The sequence below is a fragment of the Dactylosporangium siamense genome, assembly GCF_016862795.1.
GTDB classification, from domain to species: domain Bacteria; phylum Actinomycetota; class Actinomycetes; order Mycobacteriales; family Micromonosporaceae; genus Dactylosporangium; species Dactylosporangium siamense.
Genome location: NZ_BONQ01000155.1, coordinates 69100 through 95779, shown reverse-complemented (window position 1 = coordinate 95779; position 26680 = coordinate 69100). Strand labels below are relative to the sequence as shown.

4 protein-coding genes are annotated in these 26680 nt (G+C 75.9%); all 4 read right to left on the bottom strand.

Translation table 11 applies throughout. The annotated features are described in order from the left end of the window. Nucleotides 1-49 precede the first annotated feature (49 nt). The 4 genes from Dsi01nite_RS47565 to Dsi01nite_RS47550 are packed head-to-tail and all read right to left on the bottom strand — an operon-like array spanning nucleotide 50 to nucleotide 26663. Nucleotides 50-22930 (bottom strand): non-ribosomal peptide synthetase, encoded by a 22881-nt coding sequence (locus Dsi01nite_RS47565; RefSeq protein WP_203853090.1) that lies wholly within the window; start codon nucleotides 22928-22930, stop codon nucleotides 50-52. Nucleotides 22931-22967: 37 nt separating this feature from the next. Further along, nucleotides 22968-24734, bottom strand: coding sequence for an ABC transporter ATP-binding protein (locus tag Dsi01nite_RS47560; protein ID WP_203853089.1), 1767 nt, complete (start codon nucleotides 24732-24734; stop codon nucleotides 22968-22970). Beyond that, entirely contained in the window at nucleotides 24731-26422 is a 1692-nt protein-coding gene (locus tag Dsi01nite_RS47555) for an ABC transporter transmembrane domain-containing protein (protein ID WP_203853088.1), read from the bottom strand. Before Dsi01nite_RS47555 ends, Dsi01nite_RS47560 begins: the two co-directional genes overlap by 4 nt. 1 nt (nucleotide 26423) lies before the next feature. Beyond that, nucleotides 26424-26663: an MbtH family protein gene (locus tag Dsi01nite_RS47550; RefSeq protein ID WP_203853114.1), complete on the bottom strand. Its 240-nt coding sequence runs from the start codon at nucleotides 26661-26663 to the stop codon at nucleotides 26424-26426. Between the last annotated feature and the right edge of the window lie 17 nt (nucleotides 26664-26680).

The following is a 26680-nucleotide window of genomic DNA, read 5'->3' as shown; positions in this document are numbered from 1 at the left end:
GGGCACCACACGAGAAAAGGGGGCGTCGCCGCCCCCTTTTCTCGTGCGTTCAGAGCACCCGCGCGAGGATCGGGCCGAGCCGGCCCAGCACGTGCGGGTCGAGCAGTTCCGAGTGCCCGCAGGCGAGCTCGACCGTCTGGAACCGTCCGTCCACAAGGGAGCGCCAGCCGTCCGAGGCGGTGCCGGTGAACCCGGGCTCCGGGACGGTGGCGTCGACGAACAGCACGTCCGCGGCGAGGACGTCGGGCCGCGCGCCGGCCATCATCCGGTCGCTGTCGAGGTAGTTCTCCACGACCCGGGTGATCTGCGCGTCGGAGAGTGCGGCCACGCCGCCGCCGGCCGTCCGCACGAGCTGCACCGCGTCGGCCACGGTCGGTGCCGTGTCGGCCGGCGCGTCGAAGCCGAACTCCTGCAACAGCGCCGCGATCGCCGCCGGACCGTCCCAATCACCGGTGGCCGCCGGCGGCGGAGACAGGTGCGAGTCGAGCATGCCGACGAACGTCACGTCCCGGCCGGCCGGCACCAGCCGCGCCGCCACGGCGTGCGCCACCGCACCCCCGAAGGACCAGCCGAGCAACCGCACCGGCCCGTCCGGGGCGATCTGCGTCACCAACCCGGCATACTCGTCCGCGAGGTCGTCCAGGGTCGCCGGCAGGTCCACGGTCCGGCTCAGCCGCGGCGACTGCAGCCCGATCAGCGGGATCCCCTCGGGCAGGTGCCGCTTCAGCCCGGCGAACTGCCACGCCAGGCCGCTGGCCGGCGGCAGGCAGAACAGCGGCGGCTCGGCCCCGCCCGGGTGCAGCGTGACGACCGGTGCAAGGGCGTCGCCGGGCGGCAGGTCACCGGCGAGCCGGCGGGCCAGCCCTTCCACGGTCGGCGCCGTGAACAGGTCCGCGACGGCGAGGCCGACCCCGAACTCGCGGCGGACCGCGGCGGCGAGCCGGACCAGCAGCAGCGAGTGCGCGCCCAGGGCGAAGAAGTCGTCGTTCACCCCTGCCGCGGCCACCCCCAGCACCTCCGCGGCGAGCTCGCACAGCCGCTCCTCGGTCCGGCTGCGCGGCCGATCCGCAGGACCCGAGGTGAACGCCGGGTCGGGCAGCGCGGCCCGGTCGACCTTGCCGTTCGGGGTCTGCGGGATCGCGCCGAGCACCACGAACGCCGCCGGCACCAGGTAGGCGGGCAGCCGGTCGGCGAGGTACCGCCCGAGGTCCGGGGCACCGGAGGTGGTCACGTAGCCGATGAGCCGGTCGTCGCGGGCGATGACCACGGCCCGGGTCACCTCCGGGTGCCCGGCGAGGACGGCCTCGATCTCGCCCAGCTCGATGCGGTGTCCGCGGACCTTCACCTGGAAGTCCGTGCGGCCGAGGAACTCCAGCGACCCGTCCGGCAGCCGGCGCACCAGGTCGCCGGTGCGGTAGAGGCGGCCGCCGCCGGCCGCGGCGACGAACCGGCCTGCGGTCAGCGCGGCCCGGCCGAGGTAGCCCCGGGTCACCTGGGCGCCGCCGAGGTACAGCTCACCGGCCACACCCGGGGGCACCGGCCGCAGCGCGGCGTCCAGCACCAGCGCCGTAGTGCCGGGCAGCGGACCACCGATGGTGGGCCGGTCCGAGCCGACGGCCGCCGCGGTCGCCCACACGGTGACCTCGGTGGGGCCGTAGAGGTTCGTCACGGACCGGGCCCGCCGGGACAGTGCCGCGGCGAGCGACGGCGGCAGCGCCTCGCCGCCGACCAGGGCACGCACGCCGGTGAGGTCCACATCGGACGCTTCCAGCAGCGCCGCCCACAGCGACGGCGTGGCCTGCATGACGGTCGCGGTGGCGGCCAGGGGCGCCAGCAGCGCCGGGTCGCGGACCTGGGCGGCGGACGCGAGGACGACGCAGCCGCCGGTGCGCAGCGGCTGCAGCAGCTCCAGCACCGAGATGTCGAAGGACAGGGTGGTGACGGCGAGCAGCCGGTCGGCGGCGGTCATCGGCGCGACCTCGTCGACGGCGGCGAGGAACGCCTCCAGGTCCCGGTGCGTGACCACGACGCCCTTCGGCCGCCCGGTCGAGCCGGACGTGTAGATGACGTAGGCCGCGCTCAGGGGATCCGGCGATACCAACGAAACGCCGGAAGGCGGGAACAGCTCCGTCGAGGAGTCCATGACCGTCACGGGCCGGGCATCCTCGACCATGTACGCGAGCCGGTCCGCCGGGAACCCGGGATCCAGCGGCAGGTAGGCCGCGCCGGTCTTGTGCACCGCGAGGACCGCGACGACCAGCTCGGCGGTGCGCGGCAGCGCGATCCCGACGAGCCGCTCCGGGCCGGCGCCCCTGGCGGCCAGCGCGGCGGCGAGCCGGTCGGAGGCGGCGTCGAGCTCCGCGTAGCTCCAGGTCCGTCCATCGTGGACGAGCGCGTCGGCGTGCGGCGCGCGGGCGGCGTGGCCAAGGAACGCCGCGACCCACGAGCCGGTCGGCGGCAGCGGGCCACCGCTCGACCACCGGTCCAGGTCGGCCTCGTCGTCCGCGGTCAGCAGCGCCGCGTCCCGGACCGCCGCGCCGGGGTGGGCGGCCAGGTGCGTAAGGAGCCGGACGAGGCGGGAAACCAGGCGGGCGGCGGTGCCGGCGGTGAAACGGGCCGTGTCGTATTCGAGCGTCACGTCGACGGTGGCGCCGGCGTCGACGAAGGTCACGTTGAGGTCGACCTTCGGGTCGGCGGCGAAGCCGGGCTCGGGGCCGAGCGGCAGGCCGAGGACCGTGCCGCCGGAAGCGGAGGCGGCCGGCCGGTGGTGGTAGCCGATCATCACCTGGAACAGCGGGTTGCGGCCCGGCCCGCGAGCCGGGTTGACCGCCTCGACGACCTGCTGGAACGGCAGCTCGGCGTGCTCGAACGCGGCGAGGTCGGCGGCGCGGACCCGGCGCAGCAGGTCCGTGAACGTCGGCGCGCCGGACAGGTCGGTGCGCAGCACGACGGTGTTGACGAAGAACCCGACGAGGTCGGCGAGCGCCGGGTCGCCGCGGCCGGAGGTGGGCGTGCCGATCGGGACGTCCTCCCCCGCGCCGTGCCGGGACAGCAGGACCGCGAGACCCGCGTGCAGGGCCATGAACAGGCTCGCCGACTGCTCGCCGGCGAGGGCCCGCAGCCGGGTGACGAGCTCGGCGGGCAGCGTCGCGCCGACCTGCCCGGCCGGTCCGGGTGCGGTCCGCGGCAGCGCGCCGGGCAGCTGGATCTCCTCCGGCAGCCCGCGCAGCTGCTCCTGCCAGAACCGCCGGGACGTCGCGTGCCCGCTCGCCGGGTCGGCCGGGTCGCCGAGCAGGTCGGCCTGCCAGGCGGCGTAGTCGGCGTACTGCACCGGCAGCGGCGTCCACGACGGTGCCCGGCCGGCGAGGCGGGCCATGTAGGCGTCCGTGAGGTCCCGCAGCAGCGGCTGGTCGGACCACTCGTCCATCGCGATGTGGTGCAGGACCAGGGCGAGCAGCGTGTCGCCGGCCGGCTCGGCGACGACCGCGGCCCGGATCGGCGCCTCGGCCGCGAGGTCGAACGGCCGGGACAGGGCGGCGTCCAGCTGGTCGTACACCGGGACCTCCACGGATGGCAGCACCCGCTGGCCGTCCAGGGTGACCAGCGTGCGCAGCACCTCGTGGCGGGCGGTCACGTCACCCAGCGCCAACCGCAGGGCGGCCCCGTCGACGCGGCCCCGCAGTCGCATCACGAGGGGGTAGTTGTACGCCGTGGAGGCGGGGTCGAGGTGCTGCAACAGCAGCAGCCGCTCCTGCGCCGGCGACAGTGGGACCCGGTCGGGGCGCGGGCGGGCGGCCAGCGCCGGCCGTCCATCAGACAAAAAAGCAGACAGGCGCAGCGCGAGCCGCTCCGGGGTCGGCGCGTCGAACAGGGCCCGCAGCGGCAGGTCGGCGCCGAGCTCGGTGCGCAGCCGGCCGAGGAGCCGCATCGCGATCAGGGAGTGCCCGCCGCGGTCGAAGAAGTCGTCCTCGACGCCGTAGCCGGGCACGCCGAGGACCTCGCCGAAGACGGTGCACAGCCGCCGTTCGGTGTCGGTGGCGGCGGCCCGACCGCCGGCGGCGACGGACTGCGGCTCCGGCAGCGCCGCCACGTCGAGCTTGCCGTTGACGGTCAGCGGCAGCTCGGGCACGGCGGCGTACGCGGTGGGGACCATGTACGCCGGCATCGTCGCCTTCAAGGCGTTGCGCAGCGCGGCGACATCCAGGGAAGCGTCGGGCACCAGGTAGGTGACGAGCCGCTTGCCACCCGTACCATCGGCGACGGCGAGGACCGCGCACTGCCGGACCCCTGGCTGCGCCGCGATCGCGGCCTGGACCTCGCCGAGCTCGATGCGGTAGCCGCGGATCTTCACCTGGTCGTCGGTGCGGCCCAGGAAGTCCAGCAGGCCGTCGGCGCGGACCCGGACCAGGTCGCCGGTGCGGTACATGCGGCCGCCGGGGACCGCGGGGTCCGCGACGAACCGGTCGGCGGTGAGCGCGGGCCGGTTGAGGTAGCCGCGGGCCAGCCCGGCGCCGGTGATGTACAGCTCGCCGGGGACCCCGGGCGGGACGGGACGCAGCCAGTCGTCCAGGACGTAGCCGCTGGTGTTCCAGATCGGGGTGCCCACAGTGGACGTCGCGCTGTCGGTGGTGCCGCCGCCGAGGGTGTTGATGGTGTACTCGGTGGGGCCGTACAGGTTGTAGCCGAGCACCCCGTCGGTGTCCCGCAGCGTGGCCCACAGCCCCTCGGGCACGTGTTCGCCGCCGAGCAGGACCAGCGCCGGCCGGTGCGCGCCGGTCAGCAGGCCGGCGTCGAGCAGGTGCTGGGCGTAGGTGGGGGTGACGTTGACGACGTCGACGCCGTGCCGGGCGCAGTAGGCCGCGAGGGCGACCGCGTCGCGGCGCAGGTGCTCGTCGCACACGTGCACGTGGTGGCCCTCGACCAGCCACAGCAGCTCCTCCCACGACATGTCGAAGGAGAACGACACGGTGTGGGCGATGGTGAGGGTCCGGCCGCCCTGCGCGGCGATCGTCGGGGCGAAGATGGCCTCGCGGTGGTTCTGTTGCATGTTCGTGAGGCCGCGGTACGGGGTGACGACGCCCTTCGGCCTGCCCGTCGAGCCCGACGTGTAGATGACGTAGGCGGGATGGTCCATGCGCCCCGGGGTCCCCGGCGCGAACGCGCCGAGCTCCGCGGCGGTGAGCGACGAACCGTCCTCCGTGGACACGTCCAACGTGTCCAGACGGATCCCGTCGAGCCGCCCGGCGGTCAGCACCAGCGCGGGCCGCGCGTCGTCCAGCATCGCCTGGAGCCGGTCGTCGGGGTGGTCGAGCTCGAGCGGCAGGTACGCCGATCCGGTGCGCAGCACGGCGAACAGCGCGACGACCATGTCGATCGAGCGGGGCAGGGCGAGGGCCACGATGCGTTCCGGGCCGGCGCCGAGGCGCAGCAGGTGCCGGGCCAGGCGGTTGACCCGCGCGTCGAGGTCGGCGTACGTGACGGTGGTCGCGCCGAAGGTGAGCGCCGGCGCGTCCGGGGTCCGCACCGCCTGCGCCGCCATCAGTTCCGCGATGGTCTCCGGCAGGATCTCGCCCTGGACGCCTTGCAGCACCGCGGTGGAGGCGACCGGCAGCGCGGCGACCGGCGTCGAGACGTCGTCGGCCAGGGCCAGCAGCACCCGTTCCAGGCGGGCCAGCAGCGCCTCGGCGTCCTCGGCCGGGACGACGTCGGCGCGGTATTCGAGGCGGACCCGCAGCCGCCGGCCCGGGGTGGCGACCCACGTCAGCGGGTAGTGGGTGGCGTCGACCGCGGTCACCCCGACGATCCCGTGCTCGGTCTCCAGGTCGGTGAACGTGTCGTCGTCGAGGAAGTTCTGCAGCACGTAGAGGTTGTCGAACAGCGTGGTGCGGCCGGCGGCACGCTGGATCTCGCCGAGGCCGAGGTACTCGTGCGGCATCAGGTCGATCCGGTCGGCCTGGACGCGGCGCAGCACCTCGGCGACCGGCTCGCCGGGCGCGAGGGTGACCCGGGCCGGGACGGTGTTGAGGAAGACCCCGACGACCTCGTCGATGCCGGGCAGTTCGGTGGGGCGGCCGGCGACGGTGATGCCGAACACGGCCTCCTTGCGGCCGGCGGCGTGCGCGAGGACGACGCCGAGCGCGGCGCTGAGCACCGCGTTGAGGGTGACGCCCTGGGCGCGGGCCTGGGCGGTGAGCCGGGCCGTCTGCTCCTCGGTGAGCTGCCGGGCGATGCTGGTCGCGAGCACCGGCCGGGTGCCGGCGGCTGCCGGGTAGAGGATCGTCGGCTCGTCCAGGTCCCGCAGCGACTCCGCCCACGCCCGCGCCGAGGCGCCGGCGTCCTGGGCGGCGACCCAGCCGAGGTAGTCGATGAAGCGGGCCGCCGGCGGCGCCGGGGTCTGCCCGGCGTAGTGGGCGAACAGGTCCCGCAGGACGAGCTCGCGGGACCAGCCGTCCCACAGCAGCAGGTGGTAGGTGAACAGCAGCCGGTCGGTGCCGTCGGGCCGGCGCACCACGGTGAGCCGCGCGAGGGGCGGCGCGGCCAGGTCGAAGGGCCTGGTCCGGTCCTCGGCCATGATCGTGTCCGGGTCGCCCTCGACCACCGCGACCCGCCCTTCCACGGCGGCGGCGAGCACCGCGACGGGCCGCGGCCCGTCGCCGGCGGTGAAGCCGAGCCGGATCGCCGGGTGCCGGTCCAGGACCTCCGTCCAGGCGGCGGCGAGCCGGTCGGGGTCGAGGCGCCCGGCGAAGTCGAACGCGTTCTGGGCGATGTACACGTCCGCGTCACCGGCGAGGCCGGCCTGGACGTACAGGCCTTCCTGCAGCGGCGACAGCGGCCACACCTCGTCGGTGGGCGCGCACAGCTCGCGCATCGCGTCCGCCCAGTGCGCGGCGAGGCCGGGGATGTCGAGGCCTTCGTCGGCGTAGGTGAGCACGGCCCGCAGTTCGGGCCCGTCCGGGGTGGTGTGGCAGGCGGCGTTGATCTCCAGGAGGTACGGCGTGCCGAGGTCCGGGTCGGGTGCGGTGCGCATCGCGTCCGCCTCCGGGGCGGTGTCCCAGTCCGCTTCGGACACCGCCGGGAACCGGCCCAGGTAGTTGAACAGGACCTGCGGCGTGCCGAGCCGGGCGAGCGCGGGCGCGGTGCGGGCGTTGGCGTAGCGCAGCAGCCCGAAGCCGAGCCCGTTGTCGGGTGCGGCGCTCACGAGCCGGTGCACCTCCGCCAGTGCCCGCGGCCCGTCCGGCACCGCCGGCAGCCGGACCGGGGCGATCGTGGTGAACCAGCCGACGGTGCGGGACAGGTCGGTGCCGTCGAGCTCCTCCCGGCCGTGCCGTTCCAGGTCCAGGGTCAGCGGTGCGCCCGGGTCGGCGTCGCGCCCGGCCCGCCAGCGGCCCACCGCGATGCGCAGCGCGGCGACGAGGGTCGCGGTGACGTCGGCGCCGCCGGTGGCCGGGACCGTGGTGAGCAGCGGCCCGGTCACCTCCGGCGGCAGGCGCAGCTCGTGCTCGCGGGTCTGCCCCACGGTCAACCCGCTGGTGTCCTGAGCAGCGTCGAGCTCACCGCCGGGGGCGAGGGTGGCGGCCCAGTGCTCGAACTCGCCGAGCCGCGCCGCCTGGCCGGCCCGCTCCTGCAGGAGCCGGGCGTAGGCACGCAGCGACGTGCCGCCGGGCGCCTCGGTGGAGCCGTCGCGGAGGTCGTCGGTGAGGATCCGCCAGGACACGCCGTCGACGACGAGATGGTGGGCGACCAGCAGCAGCCGGCCCCGCTCCCCCGGGCCGCGGTCGAACCAGACGGCCTGCAGCACCGTGCCGGCGTCGGGGTCGAGCCGGTCCGCCGCGGCGTCGGACTCGACGCCGATCAGCTCGCGCAGGACGGCGTCGCCGAGCCCGGCCGCGTCGACCCGCCGCACGTCCACGGTGGACGCCTCCGAGGAGGGCCGGGCCTCGAGGGACCACAGCATCGGCGACGGGCGGTGCAGCCGGAGGCGCAGGGCGTCGTGGCGGCGCACCAGCCTCTCGACCAGGGCGATGATCCGCTCGTGGGTGCTGCCGGCCGGGGTGATCAGCAGCTCCGCCTGGTTGTGCCGGTGGATCCGCCCGCCCAGCTCGGCGAGGCGCTGCACGATCGGCAGCAGCGGCACTTCACCCACCCCGTCGGACGGCTGTTCCCGCGGCTGCGGCCTTTTCTGCAACGCGGCGAGGGCAGCGGCGGTGCGGTGCACGAACACGTCGCGCGGGGTCAGGGACAGCCCGGCCCGGCGGGCCCGGTTGGCCAGCTGGATCGCGATGATGCTGTCCCCGCCGACGGCGAAGAAGTCCTCGCCGGCGCCGACCTCGGAGACCCCGACGACCTCGGCGATCAGCGCGCGCAGCAGCCGCTGCGGCTCGGACTCGTCGGCCGCGACCTCCACCGGCGCGGCCCGCTCGCCGGTCGGCGCCGGCAGCGCGGCCCGGTCCAGCTTGCCGTTGACGGTCAACGGGAGCGCCGGCAGCGGCAGGTACACGGCCGGCACCAGGTAGGACGGCAGCCGCCGCTCCAGGTCCGCCCGGACCGCCTCGACGTCCACCGTGGACGGACCGACCAGGTAGGCGACGAGCCGGCCGTCGTGCAGGTTGACGGCGGCGTTGGTGACGCCGCCGACGTCCAGCAGCGCGGCCTCGACCTCGCCGAGCTCGACGCGGTGGCCGCGGACCTTCACCTGCTGGTCGGAGCGGCCGGCGTAGACCAGGTCGCCGCCGGCGGTCCAGGTGGCGAGGTCGCCGCTGCGATACAGCCGTCCGGGCCCGAACGGGTTGGCCACGAACCGGGCCGCGGTCAGGCCGGGACGGTCGAGGTAGCCGCGGGCGAGCTGGTCGCCGGCGATGTACAGCTCGCCGGTGACGCCGGCCGGGACCGGCTGCAGCCGGTGGTCGAGCACGTACGCGCGCAGGCTCGGCAGCGCGGCGCCGATGACGCTGCCGGCGGCCGCGTCCTCCCGCCGCAACGCCCGGAACGTCACGTGCACCGTCGTCTCGGTGATGCCGTACATGTTGACCAGCACCGGCGCGTCGTCGGCGTGCGTGGCGTACCAGGGCCGCAGCCGGCCCGGGTCGAGCGCCTCGCCGCCGAAGACGACGTAGCGCAGGGCCAGCCCGGACGTGTCCTCGGCGACGAGCGGGTAGAACGCCGACGGGGTCTGGTTGAGCACGGTGACACGTTCGGCGCGCAGCAGCTCGACGAAGCGGCCCGGGTCGCGGGCGACGTCGTTGCCCACGACGACCAGGCGGCCGCCGTACCGCAGCGCGCCCCACAGCTCCCAGACGGAGAAGTCGAACGCGTAGGAGTGGAACATCGTCCACACGTCGCTCGGGCCGAACGTGAACACCTGGTCGGCGGCGGCGAACAGGGTCAGCACGTTGCGGTGGGTGACCGCGACGCCCTTCGGCTGCCCGGTCGAGCCGGACGTGTAGATGATGTAGGCGGTGTTGTCCGGCCGCAGCCCGGTGCCTTCTAGGGGCCCGTGGTCGTGCGCCGGCAGCGGGCCGTCGAGCAGGATCGCGGGGACCTCCGGGCCGAGCGCGGCCGCGGTCGCGGCGTCGGTGAGCAGGCACACGGGTGCCGCGTCGGCAAGGACGTAGGCGCTGCGGCTGACCGGCGCGCCGGTGTCGACGGGCACGTAGCAGCCGCCGGACCGGATGACGGCGAGCAGCGCCACGACCAGGTCGACGCCGCGGGGCAGCGCGACGGCGACCCGCGACTCGGGCCGCACGCCGCGGGCGATCAGCTCCCGGGCGAGACGGTTGGCGCGGGCGTCGAGCTCGGCGTAGGTGAGCCGGTCGGCGCCGTGGCTGACCGCCACCGCGGCCGGGTCCACCTCGCCGCGGCGCTCCGCGAGGGTGCCGTCCACAGTGTTCGATGCGGCCGGCACCGGGGCGTCCAGGTCGGTCGCGAACCCGCGCAGGATCGTCTCGACGGCATCCAGCAGCTCGGCCGCCCGGGCCGCGCCGACCAGGTCCACGTCGTACTTGATCTCCAGGGTCAGCTCGTCGCCGGGGAACGCGACCAGCGCGACCGGGTAGTGCGGCGAGTCGGTCCCGGTGAAACCGTCCACGGTGAGCGCCGAGTCCACAGTGGACCGAACAGCCGGGAAGTTCTCCACGACCACCATCGAGTCGAACAGCTCGCGGACCCCGGCGAGGCGGGCCAGCTCGGCCAGGCCGATGTGCTGCGCGTCGAGGACCTCGCTCTGCTGGTCCTGCAGGCGGGTGAGGACCGCGCCGAGCGGCTCGTCCGGCCGCCACGCCATCGGTAGCGGCAACGTGTTGATGAGCAGGCCGACGACCGTCTCGACGCCGGGCAGGTCGCCGCCGCGGCCGGAGACGGTCGAGCCGAACACCACCCGGTCCCGGCCGAGGAGCCGGCCGAGGAGCAGACCCCAGGCGGCGTGGACGGCGGTGCTGAGGGTGACGCCGTGCGCGCGGACCGCCGCGGTGAGCGCCGCAGTATCCCGCGTGGACAGTGCCCGGTGGACGCTGTCGTGCGCGGCGACGGGGCTGCCGGACGGGAACAGCAGCGCCGGCACCACCCCGTCCAGGGTGCGGGTCCAGACGGCGCGGGCCGCGTCCCGGTCGCGGGCCGTGACGGCCTCGACGTGGTCGCGGAATGTGGTCGCGGGCGCGGGCAGGTCCGTGCCGAGCTCGTACGCGGCGATGATGTCGCTGAACACGAGCGGGTAGGACCAGCCGTCGGCGAGGACGTGGTGCATCGTCTCGACGAGCCGGTGGTCGGTGGCGCCGAGCGAGACGAGGGCATACCGCAGCGCGGGCGGCCGGGCCAGGTCGAACGGCTCCGCGAGCTCCGACGCGCACACGGCGTCCAGGTCGGAATCCGTCACCACCCGCCAGGGCACCTCGACCGACGGCGCGATCGCCTGCACGATCCGGCCGTCCCGCAGCTCCCGGAAGCCGGCGCGCAGGGCGGCGTGCCGGCGCACGGCCGCCTCGACCGCGGCCCGCAGCCGCACCGGGTCGACCGGGCCGGACAGCCGCGCGACCTGCTGCACCCGGTACGTGTCGGCGCCGGGGTCCGACATGGCCTGGTGGACGTACATGCCCTCCTGCAACGGCAGCAGCGGCAGGATGTCCTCGGCGTCGGCGAGGTCGTCGACGTCGCCCTGGGCGAGGCGGACCAGCGGGAAGTCCGACGGGGTGTGCCCGGCGAGGCCCGCGCAGCGGCCGAGGGCGGCGAGCGCGGCGAGCCAGCGCCGCGCGAGCCCGGCCACGTCGGCCTCGGTGAACAGGCCGGTGGGGAACGACAGCGCCGCGGTGAACGTGACACCGTCGGGCCCGTCGGCGGCGTACGCGTTGACCTCGAGCGTCATCGCCGGGTTCGCCGGGTCGACGCCCTCCTCGAGGGGTCCGGTCGGCGCCCAGTCGGCGGCGGAGCCGGTCGGGAACCGGCCGAGGTAGTTGAACAGGATCTGCGGCACCGGGCCGGTCAGCTCCTGCCGGAGGTGGCGCAGGACGCCGTAGCCGAGGCCCCTGGCGGGCACGGCCCGCAGCTGTTCCTTGACCGCGCGGGCCGCGCCGGCCAGGGCAGGCCCGGCGGCGAGGACGTCGTCCCAGGCGACCGCGCCGGGGTCGAGGCGGACCGGGTGGATGGCGGTGAACCAGCCGACGGTGCGGGACAGGTCCAGGTCGGTGCCGTAGACCTCGCCCTCGCGGCCGTGGCCTTCGAGGCTGACCACGACCGCCGGGTCGGCCGCCGGCCGCCAGGCGCGCACGGCCAGGGCGAACGCGGTCAGCAGGACGTCGTTGACGGTGCCGTGCAGGGCGGCCGGCGCCTGGGTCAGCACGGCGCCGCTGTCGGCGGCCGGCAGCGTGACGGTGACGGTCCGCACGGTGGCGGCGGTGTCGACGGCCGGGTCCGCCGCGCGGGAGCCGAGCAGCGGGTCGGGGGTGGCCAGGACGGCCCGCCAGTGCCCGAGCTCGGCGGTGAACCGCTCCGAATGCGCGGTGGTGAGCCGGGACCAGCCGCGGAAGGAGGTCGGCGCCGGCTCCAGCGCGGCCGGATCGCGCCAGGCGCGGGCCAGGTCGGCGCCGATGATCCGCCAGGAGACGCCGTCGATGACCAGGTGGTGCACGACCAGCAGCAGCTCCCGGGTGCCGGGCGACCAGACGGCCTGGAGCATGACGCCGCGGTGCGGGTCGAGCCGGGCCGCCGCGGCGGCGACGTCGAGCGGGCCCTCGGTGACGGGCACCGGCGTCCCCGGCGGCGGGACGGTGATCGTCCAGTCCCGGTCGACGACGGCCCGCAGCAGGTGATGGGTGTCGACCAGGGCCCGCAGGACCGCGTCGAGCGCGGGCCGGGTCAGCCCGGCCGGGGTGCGGAATGTCATCGCCTGGTAGAACCGCGACAGCGGGGTCGCCGCCGCGCGGGTCTCGGCGAGCATCGGGGTCAGCGTCACCGGCCCGGCGCCGTCGTCAGTGGTGACAGCGGTGGCCGCCGGGGCGGCCGGCAGGGCGGCGACGACCGCCTGGACGCTGCGCCGGCGGAAGATGTCGCGGGGCGTGACGGGCAGCCCCTCGCGGCGGGCCCGGCCGGCGACCGCGATCGAGGCGATGCTGTCGCCGCCGGCGACGAAGAAGTCCTCGTCGATGCCGATGGCGGGCAGGCCCAGGACGTCGGCGTAGATCGCGCACAGCACGCGTTCGCGCTCGTTGCGCGGGCCCTGCAGCGCACCGCCGGCGCCGCCCGGGGCGGACGGCTCCGGCAGGGCGGCGACGTCGAGCTTGCCGTTGACGGTCAGCGGCAGCGACGCCACGACGCCGTACAGGGACGGCACCATGTAGGACGGCAGCCGCTCGGCCAGGGCCGCCCGGACCGTGCCGGCCAGGTCGGTCCCGTCGCCGGCCGGCACCAGGTAGGCCACCAGCTTCTTCAGCCCCGGCACGACCGCGTCGGCCCGGGCGATCACGGCGGCCTGCCGGACCTGCGGCAGCGCGGCGACGGCGGCCTCGACCTCGCCGAGCTCGACCCGGTAGCCGCGGATCTTCACCTGGTCGTCGCTGCGGCCGAGGAAGTCCAGGTTCCCGTCGGCGCGCTCCCGGACCAGGTCGCCGGTGCGGTACATGCGACCGCCGGCCGTGAACGGGTCCGCCACGAACCGCACCGCGCTGAGCCCGGCGGCGTGCAGGTAGCCGCGGGCCAGGCCGGCGCCGGCGATGTACAGCTCGCCGACCGTGCCCGGCAGCACCGGCCGCAGGAACTGGTCCAGCACGTAGCCGCGGGTGTTCCAGATGGGCCGGCCGACGGTGGGCGTCTCGCTGTCGTCGGTGCCGGCGCCGAGGGTGTTGATGGTGTACTCGGTGGGCCCGTACAGGTTGTAGCCGGTCGATCCTGCTGGAGATTCGCCCGAGGTGCGCAGCCTCGACCAGACCGCGTCGGAGACGGCCTCGCCGCCCAGCAGGACCAGGCACGGCGGGTGCCCGGCCGGGTCCAGCAGCCCCTCGTCGAAGAGGTGATGCGCGTAGGTCGGGGTCACGTTGATCACGTCGACGCGTTGCGCCCGGCAGTAGGCGACGAGCGCGACCGCGTCGCGGCGAAGCTCCTCGTCGCACACGTGCACCTCGTGGCCCTCCACCAGCCACAGCAGCTCCTCCCACGACATGTCGAAGGAGAACGAGACGGTGTGCGCGATCCGCAACCGGTCCCGGCCGGCCGCGCGGGCCCGGGCGACCGCCGGGGCGAAGATCTCGGCCCGGTGGTTGAGTTGCATGTTGGTGAGGCCGCGGTACGGGGTGACGACGCCCTTCGGTCTGCCGGTGGACCCCGACGTGTAGATGACGTAGGCGGGCCGGTCGAGGCGGTGCGGGTCGTCGTCGCGGGGCGGCGGGTCCGACGGGAACGGCGCCGCGTCGGCGGGGCTGACGACGGTGCCCTCGTGCCGGTCCGCGACCGCGGTGCCGGGCAGTGCGACCAGCAGCACCGGGCGGGCGTCGGCGAGCATGTCGGCCAGCCGGTCGACGGGGTGGTCCAGCTCCAGGGGCAGGTATGCGGCGCCGGCCCGCAGCACCGCGAACAGCGCCACGACCATGTCGACGCCGCGCGGCAGCGCCAGCGCGACGATCTGCTCCGGCCCGGCGCCATGGGCGAGGAGCAGCCGGGCGGTGCGGTTCACCCGGGCGTCGAGCTCGGCGTAGGTCAGCACCTCGGCGCCATCAACGAGCGCCGTGTCGGCCGGGCAGGCGGCGGCCCGCTCGGCGAGCAGGTCGGCGATCGTCGCGTCGCCGATCGGGTGCTCGGTGGCCCGCCACGCCGCGTGCAGCGTGTCCGTCTCGGCCGCCGACAGCAGGTCCACGGCGCCGACCGGGACGTCGAGGCCGCCGGCCAGGATCGTGAGGAGCCTGATGAGGCGGTCGGTCATCGCCGTCGCCCGCGCCTCGGTGAACACGTCGGGCCGGAATTCGAGCTTCAGCCGCAGGTTCGCGCCCGGGGTGAGCACCCACGTCAGCGGGTAGTGGGTGGTGTCGGTGTAGTCGACGCCGACGATGCCCTGCTCGCGTTCCAGGTCGGCGAACGTGTCGTCGGCGAGGAAGTTCTGCAGCACGTAGAGGGCGTCGAAGAGCTGCTCCCCGGCGACTGACCCGGCCGCCCGCTGGATCTCGCCGAGCCCGAGGTGCTCGTGCGGGCCGAGGTCGAGGCGGTCCGCCTGGGCCCGGCGGGCAAGGTCGAGCACGGTGGTGCCGGCGGTCGCGGTGACCCGGGCCGGCACGGTGTTGAGGAAGAGCCCGACGACCTGGTCGATGCCGGGCAGGTCGGTGGGGCGGCCGGCGACGGTGGTGCCGAAGACCACGTCGGTGCGGCCGGTCTCGTAGCCGATGACGAGGCCGAGCGCGGCGGTCAGCAGCGAGTTGAGGGTGACACCGGCGTGCCGGAGCCGCTCGGTGAGCCGGGCGGTGACCCCGGCGGGCAGGACGGCGAGGACCCGCTCCGACAGCATCGGCGCGCGGCCCGCCGCCTCCGGCGCCACCAGGGTCGCCTCGGTGACGTCGCCGAGCGCGCGGCGCCAGGCGGCGGCCGACGCGGCGGTGTCGCGGGCGGCGAGCCAGCCGAGGTAGTCGGTGAACGACGCCGCGGGCGCGGCGGGGGTGCGCCCCGCGTACAGGGCGAACAGGTCACGCAGCACCAGCTCCCGCGACCACCCGTCCCAGAGCAGGAAGTGGCTGGTCAGCAGCAGCGTGTCGCGGCCGCCGGGCCGCCGGGCGACGGTGAGCCGGACCAGCGGCGGCGTGGCCAGGTCGAAGGGCTCGGTCCGGTCCCGGGCCGCGAGGGCCGCGAAGCCGTCCTCGTCGGGCACCTCGACCACGGCGACGGCCGCGGCGACCTCGGGCGCGATCACCTGGACGGGGGCCGGGACACCGTCGCCGACGAACGCGGCCCGCAGCGTCGGGTGCCGGCGCAGCAGCTCGCCGAGCGCGCGGGTCAGCGCGTCGACGTCGACGCGCCGGTCGAGCTCGAAGACGTTCTGCGCGATGTACGTGTTGGCGACCTGGTCGAACGTGGCCTGGTAGTACACGCCGCGCTGCAGCGGGGACAGGTCCCACACCTCGGCGGCGGGCGGGGTCGCCTGCCGCGACAGGGTCTCCAGGGCGTGCCACCACCGCTCGGCGAGCGCGGCACCGTCCACTTCGGACACGTGCCGCAGGGTCGCCTCGACCCGGCCGTCGCCGGTGAGGGCGAGCTCGCACTGCACCGCGTACCGGGAACCGAGCAGCGGGTCGGCGGGTGTTTCGATCGCCAGCCGGGGCCAGCCGCCCGGGGTGCCGAATCCGGTGGTGCGGCTGAGGATCCGGGGCTCGGCGGCGCGTTCCAGGCCCTCCAGGGCCCGCCCGACCCGCGGGTTGCCGTGCCGCAGCAGGCCGTGCCCGGCGCCGTTGTCGGGTGCGGCGCCGAGCGCGACGGCGGCGTGCACGAGCGCGGCCGCGCCGTCGGCCGCGGCGGCGAGCCGCACCGGCACGACGGTGGCGCACAGTCCGGCGGTGCGGGTGAGGTCCTCGTCAGGTGCGACCCGCACGAGGTGGCGGGCGGTGCGTTCGACCTCGACGACCAGGTCCGCGGGGTCCTGCACGGCGACGCGGAGCGCGGCGACGGCGGCCAGCTCGGGCGCGGCGGCGAGCTTCGCGGCGACGGGCCCGGCGAAGACGCGGGCGTGCCGGCCGGTGACGGCGCCGCCGCGGAAGCCGGGCGCCGGGTCCGCGCCGGGCCGCAGCACGTCCTGCCAGTGCGCGAACTCGGCGACCCGGCCGGGCCGGCCGGCGTCCTCCTGCGCGGCGCGGGCGTGGGCGCGCAGCGACGTGCCGACCGGTGCCAGGTGCGGCGTCCGGCCGTCGGCGACGGCGGCGCAGGCGGCGGCGAGGTCGGCGGCGACGAGGGTGAGGGTGACGTCGTCGGCGGCGAGAGGGTGGGCGGCGAGCAGCACCTGCCCGGCGCGGTCCGCGCCGGCGTCGAGCCACACGACGGTCAGCGGCGCGGACGGGTCCAGGGCGGCGGTCTCCCGTTCGAGGGCGCCGCCGGACAGCGGGGCCCGGCGCAGCAGGTTCGCGGCGTCGACGGTGCCGGGTGCGGTGATCTCCAGGGTGAGGAACAGTCCGGACTCGCGGGTGATCCGCAGGCGCAGCCCGTCGTGGTGGTCGAGGACCGCCTGCAGGGCCCGCCGGAGCACCGGTTCGGTGAGTCCGGCCGGCGCCTCGAACAGGGCGAGCCGGGCGGGGGCGCCGTCCGGGACGTCGGTGAGCCGCTCCACGGCGGGCAGCAGCGGCAGCGGGCCGGACGCCTCGGGGTCGCCCGCGACGGCGGTGGCCGGCGCGGCGGCGAGGTGCGCGTCGAGGGCGCCGGGGGTCCGGTGGTCGAAGATGTCGCGGGTGGTGAGCACGATGCCGTCCTGGGCCAGCCGGTTGATGACGCGGATGGCGGCGATGCTGTCGCCGCCGAGGGCGAAGAAGTCGTCGTCGGGCCCGGCCTCGGTGCCGAGCACGGCGGTGTAGCAGGCGCTGATCCGGGCCTGGCGTTCGGTGCGCGGCGCGCCGCCCCGCGCCCGCGTCGTGACGGGCTCCGGCAGTGCGGCCCGGTCGCGTTTGCCGTTGGGCAGCAACGGGATCGCGTCCAGGACGGTGATGGTCGCGGGGACGAGGTGCGCGGGCAGTTCGGCCAGGAGCGCGTCGCGGACCGCGACGGGGTCGACGGCGGTGCCGACGACGTAGCCGGCGAGGGCGTTGCCACGCCGCACGGCGGCGGCGTCGGTCACGCCGGGCCGGCTGGTCAGGGCCGCCTCGACCTCGGCGAGCTCCACCCGGAAGCCGTTGATCTTGACCTGGTCGTCGGCCCGGCCGAAGAACTCGATCCGGCCGGCGCTGTCGCGGCGCCCGAGGTCGCCGGTGCGGTAGAGCCGGTCCCCCGGCGCGCCGAACGGATCGGCGACGAACCTGCCGGCGGTGATCCCGGCCCGGCCCAGGTAGCCGCGGGCGTTCTGCACGCCACCGACGTAGATCTCTCCGACGGCACCGTCCGGGACCAGGGTCAGGGCCGCGTCGAGCAGGTGCACCTGCACGCCAGGGACGGGCGCGCCCAGCGGCACCGGGCCGCCGGACGGGGTGACCACGGCGGTGAGCACGTCGCCGGCGACCTCGGAGGAGCCGTACGAGTTGACCAGCTCGGCGGCCGGTGCGGCGGCGGCGAGGGCCCGCACGACGGCGGGGGTCAGCGCCTCGCCGCTGGTGATCCAGCGGCGCAGCCCGCGCACGCGGGACGGGGCGGACTCGGCCAGGGCCGCGGCCAGGCTCGGCACGGCCAGCAGCTGCTCGGCGCCGCTGCTCTCGACGAGCCGCCCGAGGGCGGCGCCGTCCGCGGCGGTGGCGTCGTCGGCCAGGACGGTCGTGGCGCCGGCGACGAGCCCGCCGAGCAGCTCGGTGGTGCCGTCGACAAAGCTCAGCGAGCTCTTCGCGATGCGGACCCGACCGGCGCTGCCGGGCCCGGCCGGCCAGGCGTCGCGGGCCCAGGCCAGCCGGTTGGCGAGTGCGGCGTGGGTGCCGACGACGGCCTTCGGCACGCCGGTCGAGCCCGACGTGAACAGCACGGTGGCGGCGTCCGCGCCGGTGAGCCCGCGCACCTGCAGGTGCCCGGTGGCGGCGGCGATCGCCGGGCCGGTCCGCAGCACCGGCAGCCCGTGCGCGGGCAACCCACCGGTGGTGTCGTCGGTGAGGACGCAGACCGGGGCGGCGTCGCGGAGCATGAGCTCGATGCGGGCGGCCGGATACGCGGGGTCGACAGGCAGGACGGCGGCGCCGGCACGCAGGACGCCGAGGACCGCGACGGGCAGGTCGGCGGACCGGCCGGTGGCGACGGCGACGACGTCACCGCGGCGGACCCCGGCGGCCGCGAGGGCGTGCGCGAGCCGGCCGGAGCGCCGGTCCAGCTCGGCGTAGCTCAGCTCCCGGTCGCCGCAGACGACGGCGGTCCGGTCGGGGAAGGTCAGCAGATCCAGGACGGTCCCGTCGTGTGCTGCCGGCCGGGCGGGCGCGGCGACCACCCCGGCGAGGGGCGCGGCACAGGTGGCGTCCAGGGCCGACAGGAGCGCCACGTACTGCTCCAGCAGGCGCGCCGCGGTGGCGGTGTCGACGTGCCGGCGGTCGTGGGTGACGGCGACCGTGAACAGGTCGCCGGGCCGGACCATGAGTGTCACGGGGTAGTGCGGCGCCTCGACCACGTCGATGCCGGTCACCCGCAGGTCGCCGCCGGCGACGGCGACGTCCGGGTAGTTCTCCACGACGACGAGGGTGTCGAACAGCTCCGGGATGCCGAGCCGCCGGTGCAGCCCGGTGAGCGGCACGTGCTCGTGGTCCATGATCTCGCGCTGGTCGGCGGCGAACGCGCCGACGGCGGCGGCGAGCCGCTGTCCCGGTGCCCAGCGCACCCGCGCCGGGACGGTGTTGATGAGCAGGCCGGCGATGCGTTCGATGCCGGGCACGGCGAGCCCGCGGCCGGCGACGGTCGAGCCGAACGTGACGTCGGCGCGGCCGGTGAGGCGGCCGAGCAGCACGCCCCAGACGCCGCCGACGACGTTGCCGACGGTGAGGCCGTGCGCGGTGGCGAAGGCCCGCACGGACGCGGTGAGCGCGGCGGGCAGTTCGCGGGTGACCCGCCCGTGCCCGTCGGCGCCGGCCGGGGCCGGGGGCAGCGCGCCGAGCAGCCGGGTCGGTTCGTGCACGCCGTCCAGGAGCCGGTCCCACACGGCGTGGTCGGGCTGCTGGGCGCCGGCCGCGGCGAGGAAGTCGCGGAACGGCACGGCCGGTGGCAGCGGGTCGCCGGCGTAGAGCGCCAGGAGGTCGTTGAACATGATCGGCACCGACCAGCCGTCGGCGGCGATGTGGTGGATCGTGTGGATGAGGACGTGCCGGTCGGCGGCGAGGCGCACCAGCGTGAACCGCATCGCCGGCGGCTCGGCGAGGTCGAACGGCCGGGAGCGGTCCACGGCCGCGACACCGTCGAGGTCCCGCGGGTCGGTGACGGTCACCGTCCGCCACGGTGCGGCGGTGCCGGCGGCGTGCACGGCCACGATGTCGCCGGCGCCGGTCGGGCGGAACGCGGCGGCGAGGTTCGGGTGCCGGTCCAGGAGGCGGTCGGCGGCCGCGTGCAGCCGGTCCGGGTCGAGCGGCCCGGCCAGCTCGACCCGCTGCTGCACCACATACGGGTCGGCGCCGGTCGTGTACGTCGCGTGGAAGTACAGCCCGGCCTGCAGCGGCGTGAGCGGCAGGACGTCGAGCAGCCCGCCGTCGTCGAACCGGTCGACGTCGGCCTGGTCGATCGCGGCGAGCGGGAAGTCCGAGGGGGTGTGCCCGGCGACCCCGGGGTCGGCGGCGATCGCGTCCAGCAGGCTGGTCCAGTGCCCGGCGAAGGTCCGCACGGCGTCCTCGTCGAGGACCCCGACCGGCCAGCTGAACGTCGCGGACAGCACCGGTCCGTCGGCGGTGTCGAAGGTGACCGCGTTGAGCTCCAGGACCCGTGGCAGCGGCATCCGCGGGTCACGGTCCTCGGCGACGCCTGCCGCCTCGGTCCAGGGGCGGCCGTCGCCGGCGCCGAACCGGCCGAGGTAGTGCACGAGGACCTGCGGGGTGGCCGCGAGGCCGGCCCGCCCGGCGAGGTGGTGCAGCACGCCGTGGCTCAGGCCGTGCGACGGCACCGCGCGCAGCTGGTCCTTGACGGCCTTGACCGACGCCCCGAGGTCGGTGCCGTCGCCGGCGTCGACCGCGACCGGGAACAGGGTGGTGAACCAGCCGACGGTGCGGGACAGGTCGAGGTCACCGGCGAGCTCTTCCTCCCGGCCGTGCCCTTCCAGCTCCAGCAGGACGGGGCCGGGGGTGCCGCCGCGCCAGCGGTGCACGGCGAGGGCGGCGGCGGTGACGAGCGCGGCGTCGACGCCGCCGTGGATCGCGGCCGGGACGGCGCCGAGCAGCCGCGCCGTCGTGGCGGTGGACAGGCTGACGGTGAGCCGCCGTTCGGTGCCGACGACGTCGCGGGCCGGGTCCAGGGGCCGGTGGCCGAGCGGCGGGTCGGCGACGGCGGCGACGGCCTGCCAGTGCGCGGCGTCGGCGGCGAACCGCCCGTCACGGGCGGCGGCGGTGAGGGCGTCGGCCCATTGCCGCGGCGACGTGGCGGCCGGTGCCAGCGTGGCGGGGCGGCCGGCGGCGACGGCGTCCCACAGGGCGCGCAGGTCCTCGGCGATGATGCGCAGGGACACCCCGTCCACGACGATGTGGTGCACGGCGACGATGAGCCGGCCGGGTGCGTCGGGTCCGGCGTCGAGCCAGGTGAACGCGGCCATCACGCCGGCGGCCGGGTCGAGGCGGGCAACGGCGCCGTCCAGTGCCGCACCGTCGGCGGCGGCCGGGACCCGCACCACGGCGGGCACCAGCGCGGGGTCGTAGGGCGGGATGGTGAGGCTGCCGCCGGCGACCCGGGCGCGCAGCGCGTCGTGGGTGGACAGCAGCGCCGCGACCATCCGCCGCAGGGTTTCGAGGGTGAGCCCGGCCGGGGTGTGCAGGGTGACCGCCTGGTAGAACCCGTCGAGGGCGGGCCCGTGCTCGCGCAGCCACGCCACGATCGGCGTGTCCGGGACGTCGCCGGTGCGGTCGACCTCGGACGTGGGCGCGGCGGCGGTGGCCGCGACGGCCGCGACGCCGGCCGGGGTGCGGTGGGTCAGCAGGTCCCTGGGGCGCATCGCGATCCCGGCGCGGCGGGCCTCGCGGACCACCCCGATGGCGACGATGCTGTCCCCGCCGAGGGCGAAGAAGTCGTCGTCGGCGGCGACGGGTACGCCCAGCACGGCGGCGAACACGTCGCACAGCGCCCGCTCCATGGCGGTCCGCGGGGCCCGGCCGGTGCCGGTGCCGCCGGGCAGGACGGGCGCGGGCAGCGCGGCCCGGTCGACCTTGCCGTTGGCGTTGACGGGCAGCGCGTCCAGGCGCACGACGACGCTCGGCACGGCGTACTCGGGCAGCCGACCGGCGCACCAGCCGGTGAAGTCGGCATCTTCCGCCGCGATGACGTAGCCGACGAGGTGGCTCGCCCCGGCGGGGTTGCGCCGCACGGCGACGGCCGCGTGCCGCACCGCCGGGTGCGCGGCCAGGACCGCCTCGACCTCTTCCAGTTCGAGGCGCATCCCGCGGATCTTCACCTGGTTGTCGGCCCGGCCGACGAACTCCAGGGCGCCGTCCGGGGTCCAGCGGGCCAGGTCGCCGGTGCGGTAGAGGCGGCCGCCGAGGGCGTCGAAGGGGTTGGCGACGAACCGCGCGGCGGTCAGCCCGGGTGCGTTGACGTAGCCGCGGCCGAGCAGGAAGCCGGCGGCGTAGAGCTCCCCGGTCGCGCCCGGCGGCAGCGGGGTGAGCGCGTCGTCCAGCACGTAGAGCTGGGTGTGCGGGTTGGGCCGGCCGATCGAGGTGGCGATGCGTTCGGCGGCGTCGCGGTAGATGACGTGGGAGACGCCGATGGTCGCCTCGGCCGGTCCGTAGCCGTGGTAGAGGGTGGTGCCGAGCTGGGTGCGGAACCGGTCGAACAGCTCCGGGGTGAGCACCTCGCCGCCGCACCAGACGTGCTTGAGCCCGCCCAGCCGGCCGTGCCCGCGATCCATCTCCAGCAGCACGTCCAGCATCGAGGAGACCAGGTACACGAACGTGACCCGCTCCCCGGCGATGAGGTCGAGCAGGTACTGCGGGTCGCGTTCGCCGCCGGGTTCGGCGACGACGACAGTGCCGCCGGACACCAGCGGCAGCAGGATCTCGTTGACCGAGATGTCGAACGCCAGGGGCGCCTTGAACAGGCTGGCGTCGCCGGCGCCGAACCCGAGGATCTCCTCCACCTGCCAGCGCAGGCGCTCGCAGATCGCCTCGTGCCGGATCATCGCGCCCTTCGGCCGCCCGGTCGAGCCGGACGTGAAGATGACGTAGGCGAGGCGGCCCGGCGCCAGGTCCAGGTCGAGCGGCTCCGGCGACTCGTCCGCGTGCGCCCCGTCGCCGAACTCGGCCTCGTCCAGGACGATGCGGACGGCGGCGTCGGCGAGCACCTGCCGGCGCCGCTGCGCCGGCCAGGCCGGGTCGACGGGCACGAACGCGCCGCCGGCGACCATCGCGGCGAGGACCCCGACGACCATCTCCGCGGACCGCGGCACGGCGATGCCGACGATCTCCTCGTCGGCGAGCCCGCGGGCGCGCAGCGAGCGGGCCAGCCGGAAGACGCGGGCACCAAGCTCGGCGTAGCTGAGCCGGGTGTCGCCCGCGACCAGGGCCAACGCCTCCGGCGAACGCCGGACCTGGGCGGTGAACAACGCGGCGACGGTGCTGCGGTGGCCGGGCTCCGTCGGGTTGTTCCAGTCGTCCAGCTGCCGCAGCACGTCCACTGTGGACACGGTTGTTCCCTGCCTTTGTCTACGTTCGGGGGGTTGGTTACGGGAAGGTCGGCGTGCGGGACTCCCACGCCGCCCAGAGCTGTGCGTACCGGCCGCCGGCGAGGACCAGCTCGTCGTGGCCGCCCTCCTCGGCGACCCGGCCGTCCTCCAGGACGACGACCCGGTCCGCGGATCTGGCCTGGGTGAGCCGGTGCGCCACGATGAGCGTGGTCCGGCCGGCGGTCGCCGCGAGGGCGGAGTCCTCGAGGTCGCGGGCGCCGAAGCTGCCCGCCTCGGCGGTGGCCTCGTCGAGGATCGCGACCGCCGGGTCGGCCAGGACCAGCCGGGCGAGGGCGACCTGCTGGGCGCGGGCGGCGGTCAGCTCGTGCCCGCCCTCCCCGACGACGGTCCGCACCCCGTCGGGGAGCGCCTGGACCCAGCCGGTGGCGCCGACCGTCGCCAGGGCCGCGTCGATGTCGGCGTCGGAAGCGCCGGGCCGGGCCAGGCGCAGGTCCTCGATGAGCGGGCCGGCGAAGACGTGCGTCTCCTGGCTGATGATGGCGACCTGCGAGCGCAGCAGGACCGGGTCCATCAGCCCGACCGGCATCCCGCCGATGCTGGCGGACCCGGCGGCCGGCTGGAGGATCCCGGCGGCGACGGCGGCGAGGGTCGACTTGCCGGCGCCGGTGGAGCCGACGAGCGCGACCCGCTGGCCGGCCTCGATCCGCAGGCTGACGCCGTGCAGCACCTCGGCGCCGCCCGGGTAGCCGAACCGGACCCCGGTCACCTCGAGGGTGCTGTCCACCGGGGACCGACCGTCGGCGGCCGCCTCCCGCGGTTCGTCGGGGATGCTGACGACGCCGACCAGCCGGGCCAGTCCGGCGCCGCCCGCCTGCAGCTCGTCGAACGTGTACAGCAGCATCGACACCGGGTTGAACAGCCGGTGGAACAGCACGGCCGCGGCCGCGGTCCCGCCGACGGTGACCGCGCCGTCCCGCACGAGCAGGAAGCCGGTGACGACGATGACGGCGAGCCCGACGAACTCGGCCCGGTTGACCCTGCCGACGAACCTGATGAAGAGCCCGAACACGTTCACCGACACGTCGCGGGCCCGGGCGGACGCGGCGTCGATGCCCTGCAGGTGCGGGGTTTCGAGGCGGTACGCGTGCACGGTCCGCAGCCCCTGCACGCTCTCCAGCAGCAGCTGGGACCGTTCGCCGACGGCGGCGCGCTCGACGGCGTAGCCGGGTGCGGATCGCGGCAGGTACCAGCGCAGCGCCACGACGTACATCGGCACGGTGACGAGCCCGGCGAGGCCGAGCCGCCAGTCGATGCCGACCATCGCGGCGACGCTGAGCGCCGCGAGCAGCGCCGAGGACGTCATCGTCGGCAGCACGTCGGTGACGGCCTTGTTGACGGCGGCGACGTCGGGCCCGACCCGGGACATGAGCTCGCCCTTGCCGGCCCGTTCGAGGCGGGTCGCCGGCAGCGTGATGGCGCGGGCGACGACGTCCTCGCGCAGCGTCGCGAGGATCCGGCCGCCGAGCCCGGCGATCAGGTAGGTCGACACGGCGGTCGTGACCCCGGCGACGAGCGCCGCGACCACGATGACGACGGTGATCCCGACGATGTCGGAGGACGGCGCGCCGGCCCGGACCCGGTCGACGAGGACGCCGAGGGCGTAGACGGGGGTGACCCCGGCCGCGGCGGCGAGCAGGCCGACCGCGAACGCGCCGGCCGCCCGCCCCCACCTGGCCCGCAGCTCGCCGCGCAGCCAGCGCAGCGTCTCGCGCCGGTCCGCGATCGGGAGGTGTTCGGTGCTCACCGTAGTACGACCTTCCGGTAGTCGTCGTGGGTCGCGCCCAGGTCGGCGTGCCCGCCCTCGACCGTGACCCGCCCGTCGTCGACGACGACGACCCGGTCGGCGACGGCGAGGATGGCGGGACTGCTGGTGACGACGACGGTCGTGCGCTCCTGACGCAGCGCGCGGACGGCCCGCGCGATCGACTGCTCGGTGACGGCGTCGACGGCGGTGGTCGGGTCGTGCAGCACCAGGATCGGCGGGTGGGCCAGCAGCGCGCGGGCGAGCGCGAGCCGCTGCCGCTGCCCGCCGGACAGGGTGGCGCCGCGCTCGGCGACGTGCCGGTCGATGCCGTCGGGGTGGCCGTCGACGACCTCGTCGGCCGCCGAGGCGGCGAGCGCCGCCAGCAGCCGCGTCCGGTCGGCCGGGGACGGGCCCGCGACGTTGGCGGCGACGGTGCCGGTGAACAGGTCCGTCTGGTGGGGTTCGACGAGCATGACGGCCCGGGCCTGGGCGGGCTCCAGGTCGTGCAGAGCGACGCCGCCGAGCAGGATGGAGCCTTCGAACTCCCCGGGCGGGACACCGCCGGCGAGGAGCCGGACGATGGCCTCGCCGTCGGCGGAGCGGGGGGTGACCACGCCGACGAACTCGCCGGGGTGCACGGTCAGGTCGAGGCCCTCGAGGGTGCCGTGGCGCAGCGCGGTCAGTACCAGATCCGGCTCTGGCTTTTGCTCCTGCACTGCCCCTGGCGGCAGAAGCAGCTCCGCGCCCAGGACGAGCGCGGCCCGGTCCGCGGAGGCGCGCGCCTCGGCGACCCAGCTCGGCACGATCGCGAGGAGCCCGATCGGCTCGAGCAAGAACTGGGCCAGGCCGATGACCATGATGAACTCGCCGACGCTGATGCGGCCGTCGAGGGCGAACCAGCCCGCGAGCACGGCGACCCCGCACGCGAGCAGCGCGCTGCCGGCGGTGGAGAACGCGAGGTAGCGGCTCTGGGTGCCGGCCGCCCGCAGCGCGGCGCGCAGCGAGGCCTGGCTGACGTCGTGATACCGGCGGGCGGCGGCCCGCTCGGCGCCGAGCCCGCGCAACGGCCGGACCCCGCTGACCAGGTCGGTGGCCAGGGCGGTGGCCTTCCCGGCCAGCTCCTGCTGCTCGGTGACCCGCCGCGTGATGAGCGGCCCGGCGAACTGCATGCCGACCAGCACCAGCGGGGTGCCGACGAGCACGACCAGGCCGAGCCGCCAGTCGACGACGAGCAGCACCGCGGCGCTGACGGCGGTCGCGGTGATCGCGCCGGCGATGCGCGGCACGTAGTCCAGCAGGTAGGAGACGTTGTCGGCGTCGGTGCTGGACACCGTCAGCAGCTCGCCGGCCCGCAGGTCCGTGCGCAGCCGCCGCGGGTGGACGATCTTCGCGGCCAGCTCGCCGCGCAGCAGGTACGCCTCGTTCGCGATGGCGAGCATCAGCTGGCGGGCGCCGAAGCGATAGCACAGGTGCAGCCCGACGAACAGCGTGCCGAGCGCCGCCACCCAGAGCAGCAGGGCCGTGCCGTCGCCGGGCGCGACGGCACGGTCGATGCCGACGCCGATGAGGACCGGCACGGTCGCCTCGGCGAGCTGGTGCAGGCTGATCAGGCCGGTGCCGCGGGCGAGGCGGCCCCGGTTGCGGGTGATGGAGCGCCGCAGGATGCGCGATCCGGTGGTCGGCGGCATCTCAGGCGGCCGGGGCCGTGTCCCGCGCCATGCTCTCCCGCAGGCTCCTGGGCCGCAGGTCGGTCCAGTTGCGGTCGACGTAGTCCACGCACTCCTGGCGGGAGGTCTGGCCGCTCTCGCCGAAGACGATCCGCCAGCCCGCCGGCACCGCGGCGAACGTCGGCCACAGCGAGTGCTGGTCCTCGTCGTTGACGAGCACGAAGAACGTGCCGCTCTCGTCGTCGAACGGGTTGCTGGACATGGTCGTTCCCATCTGTC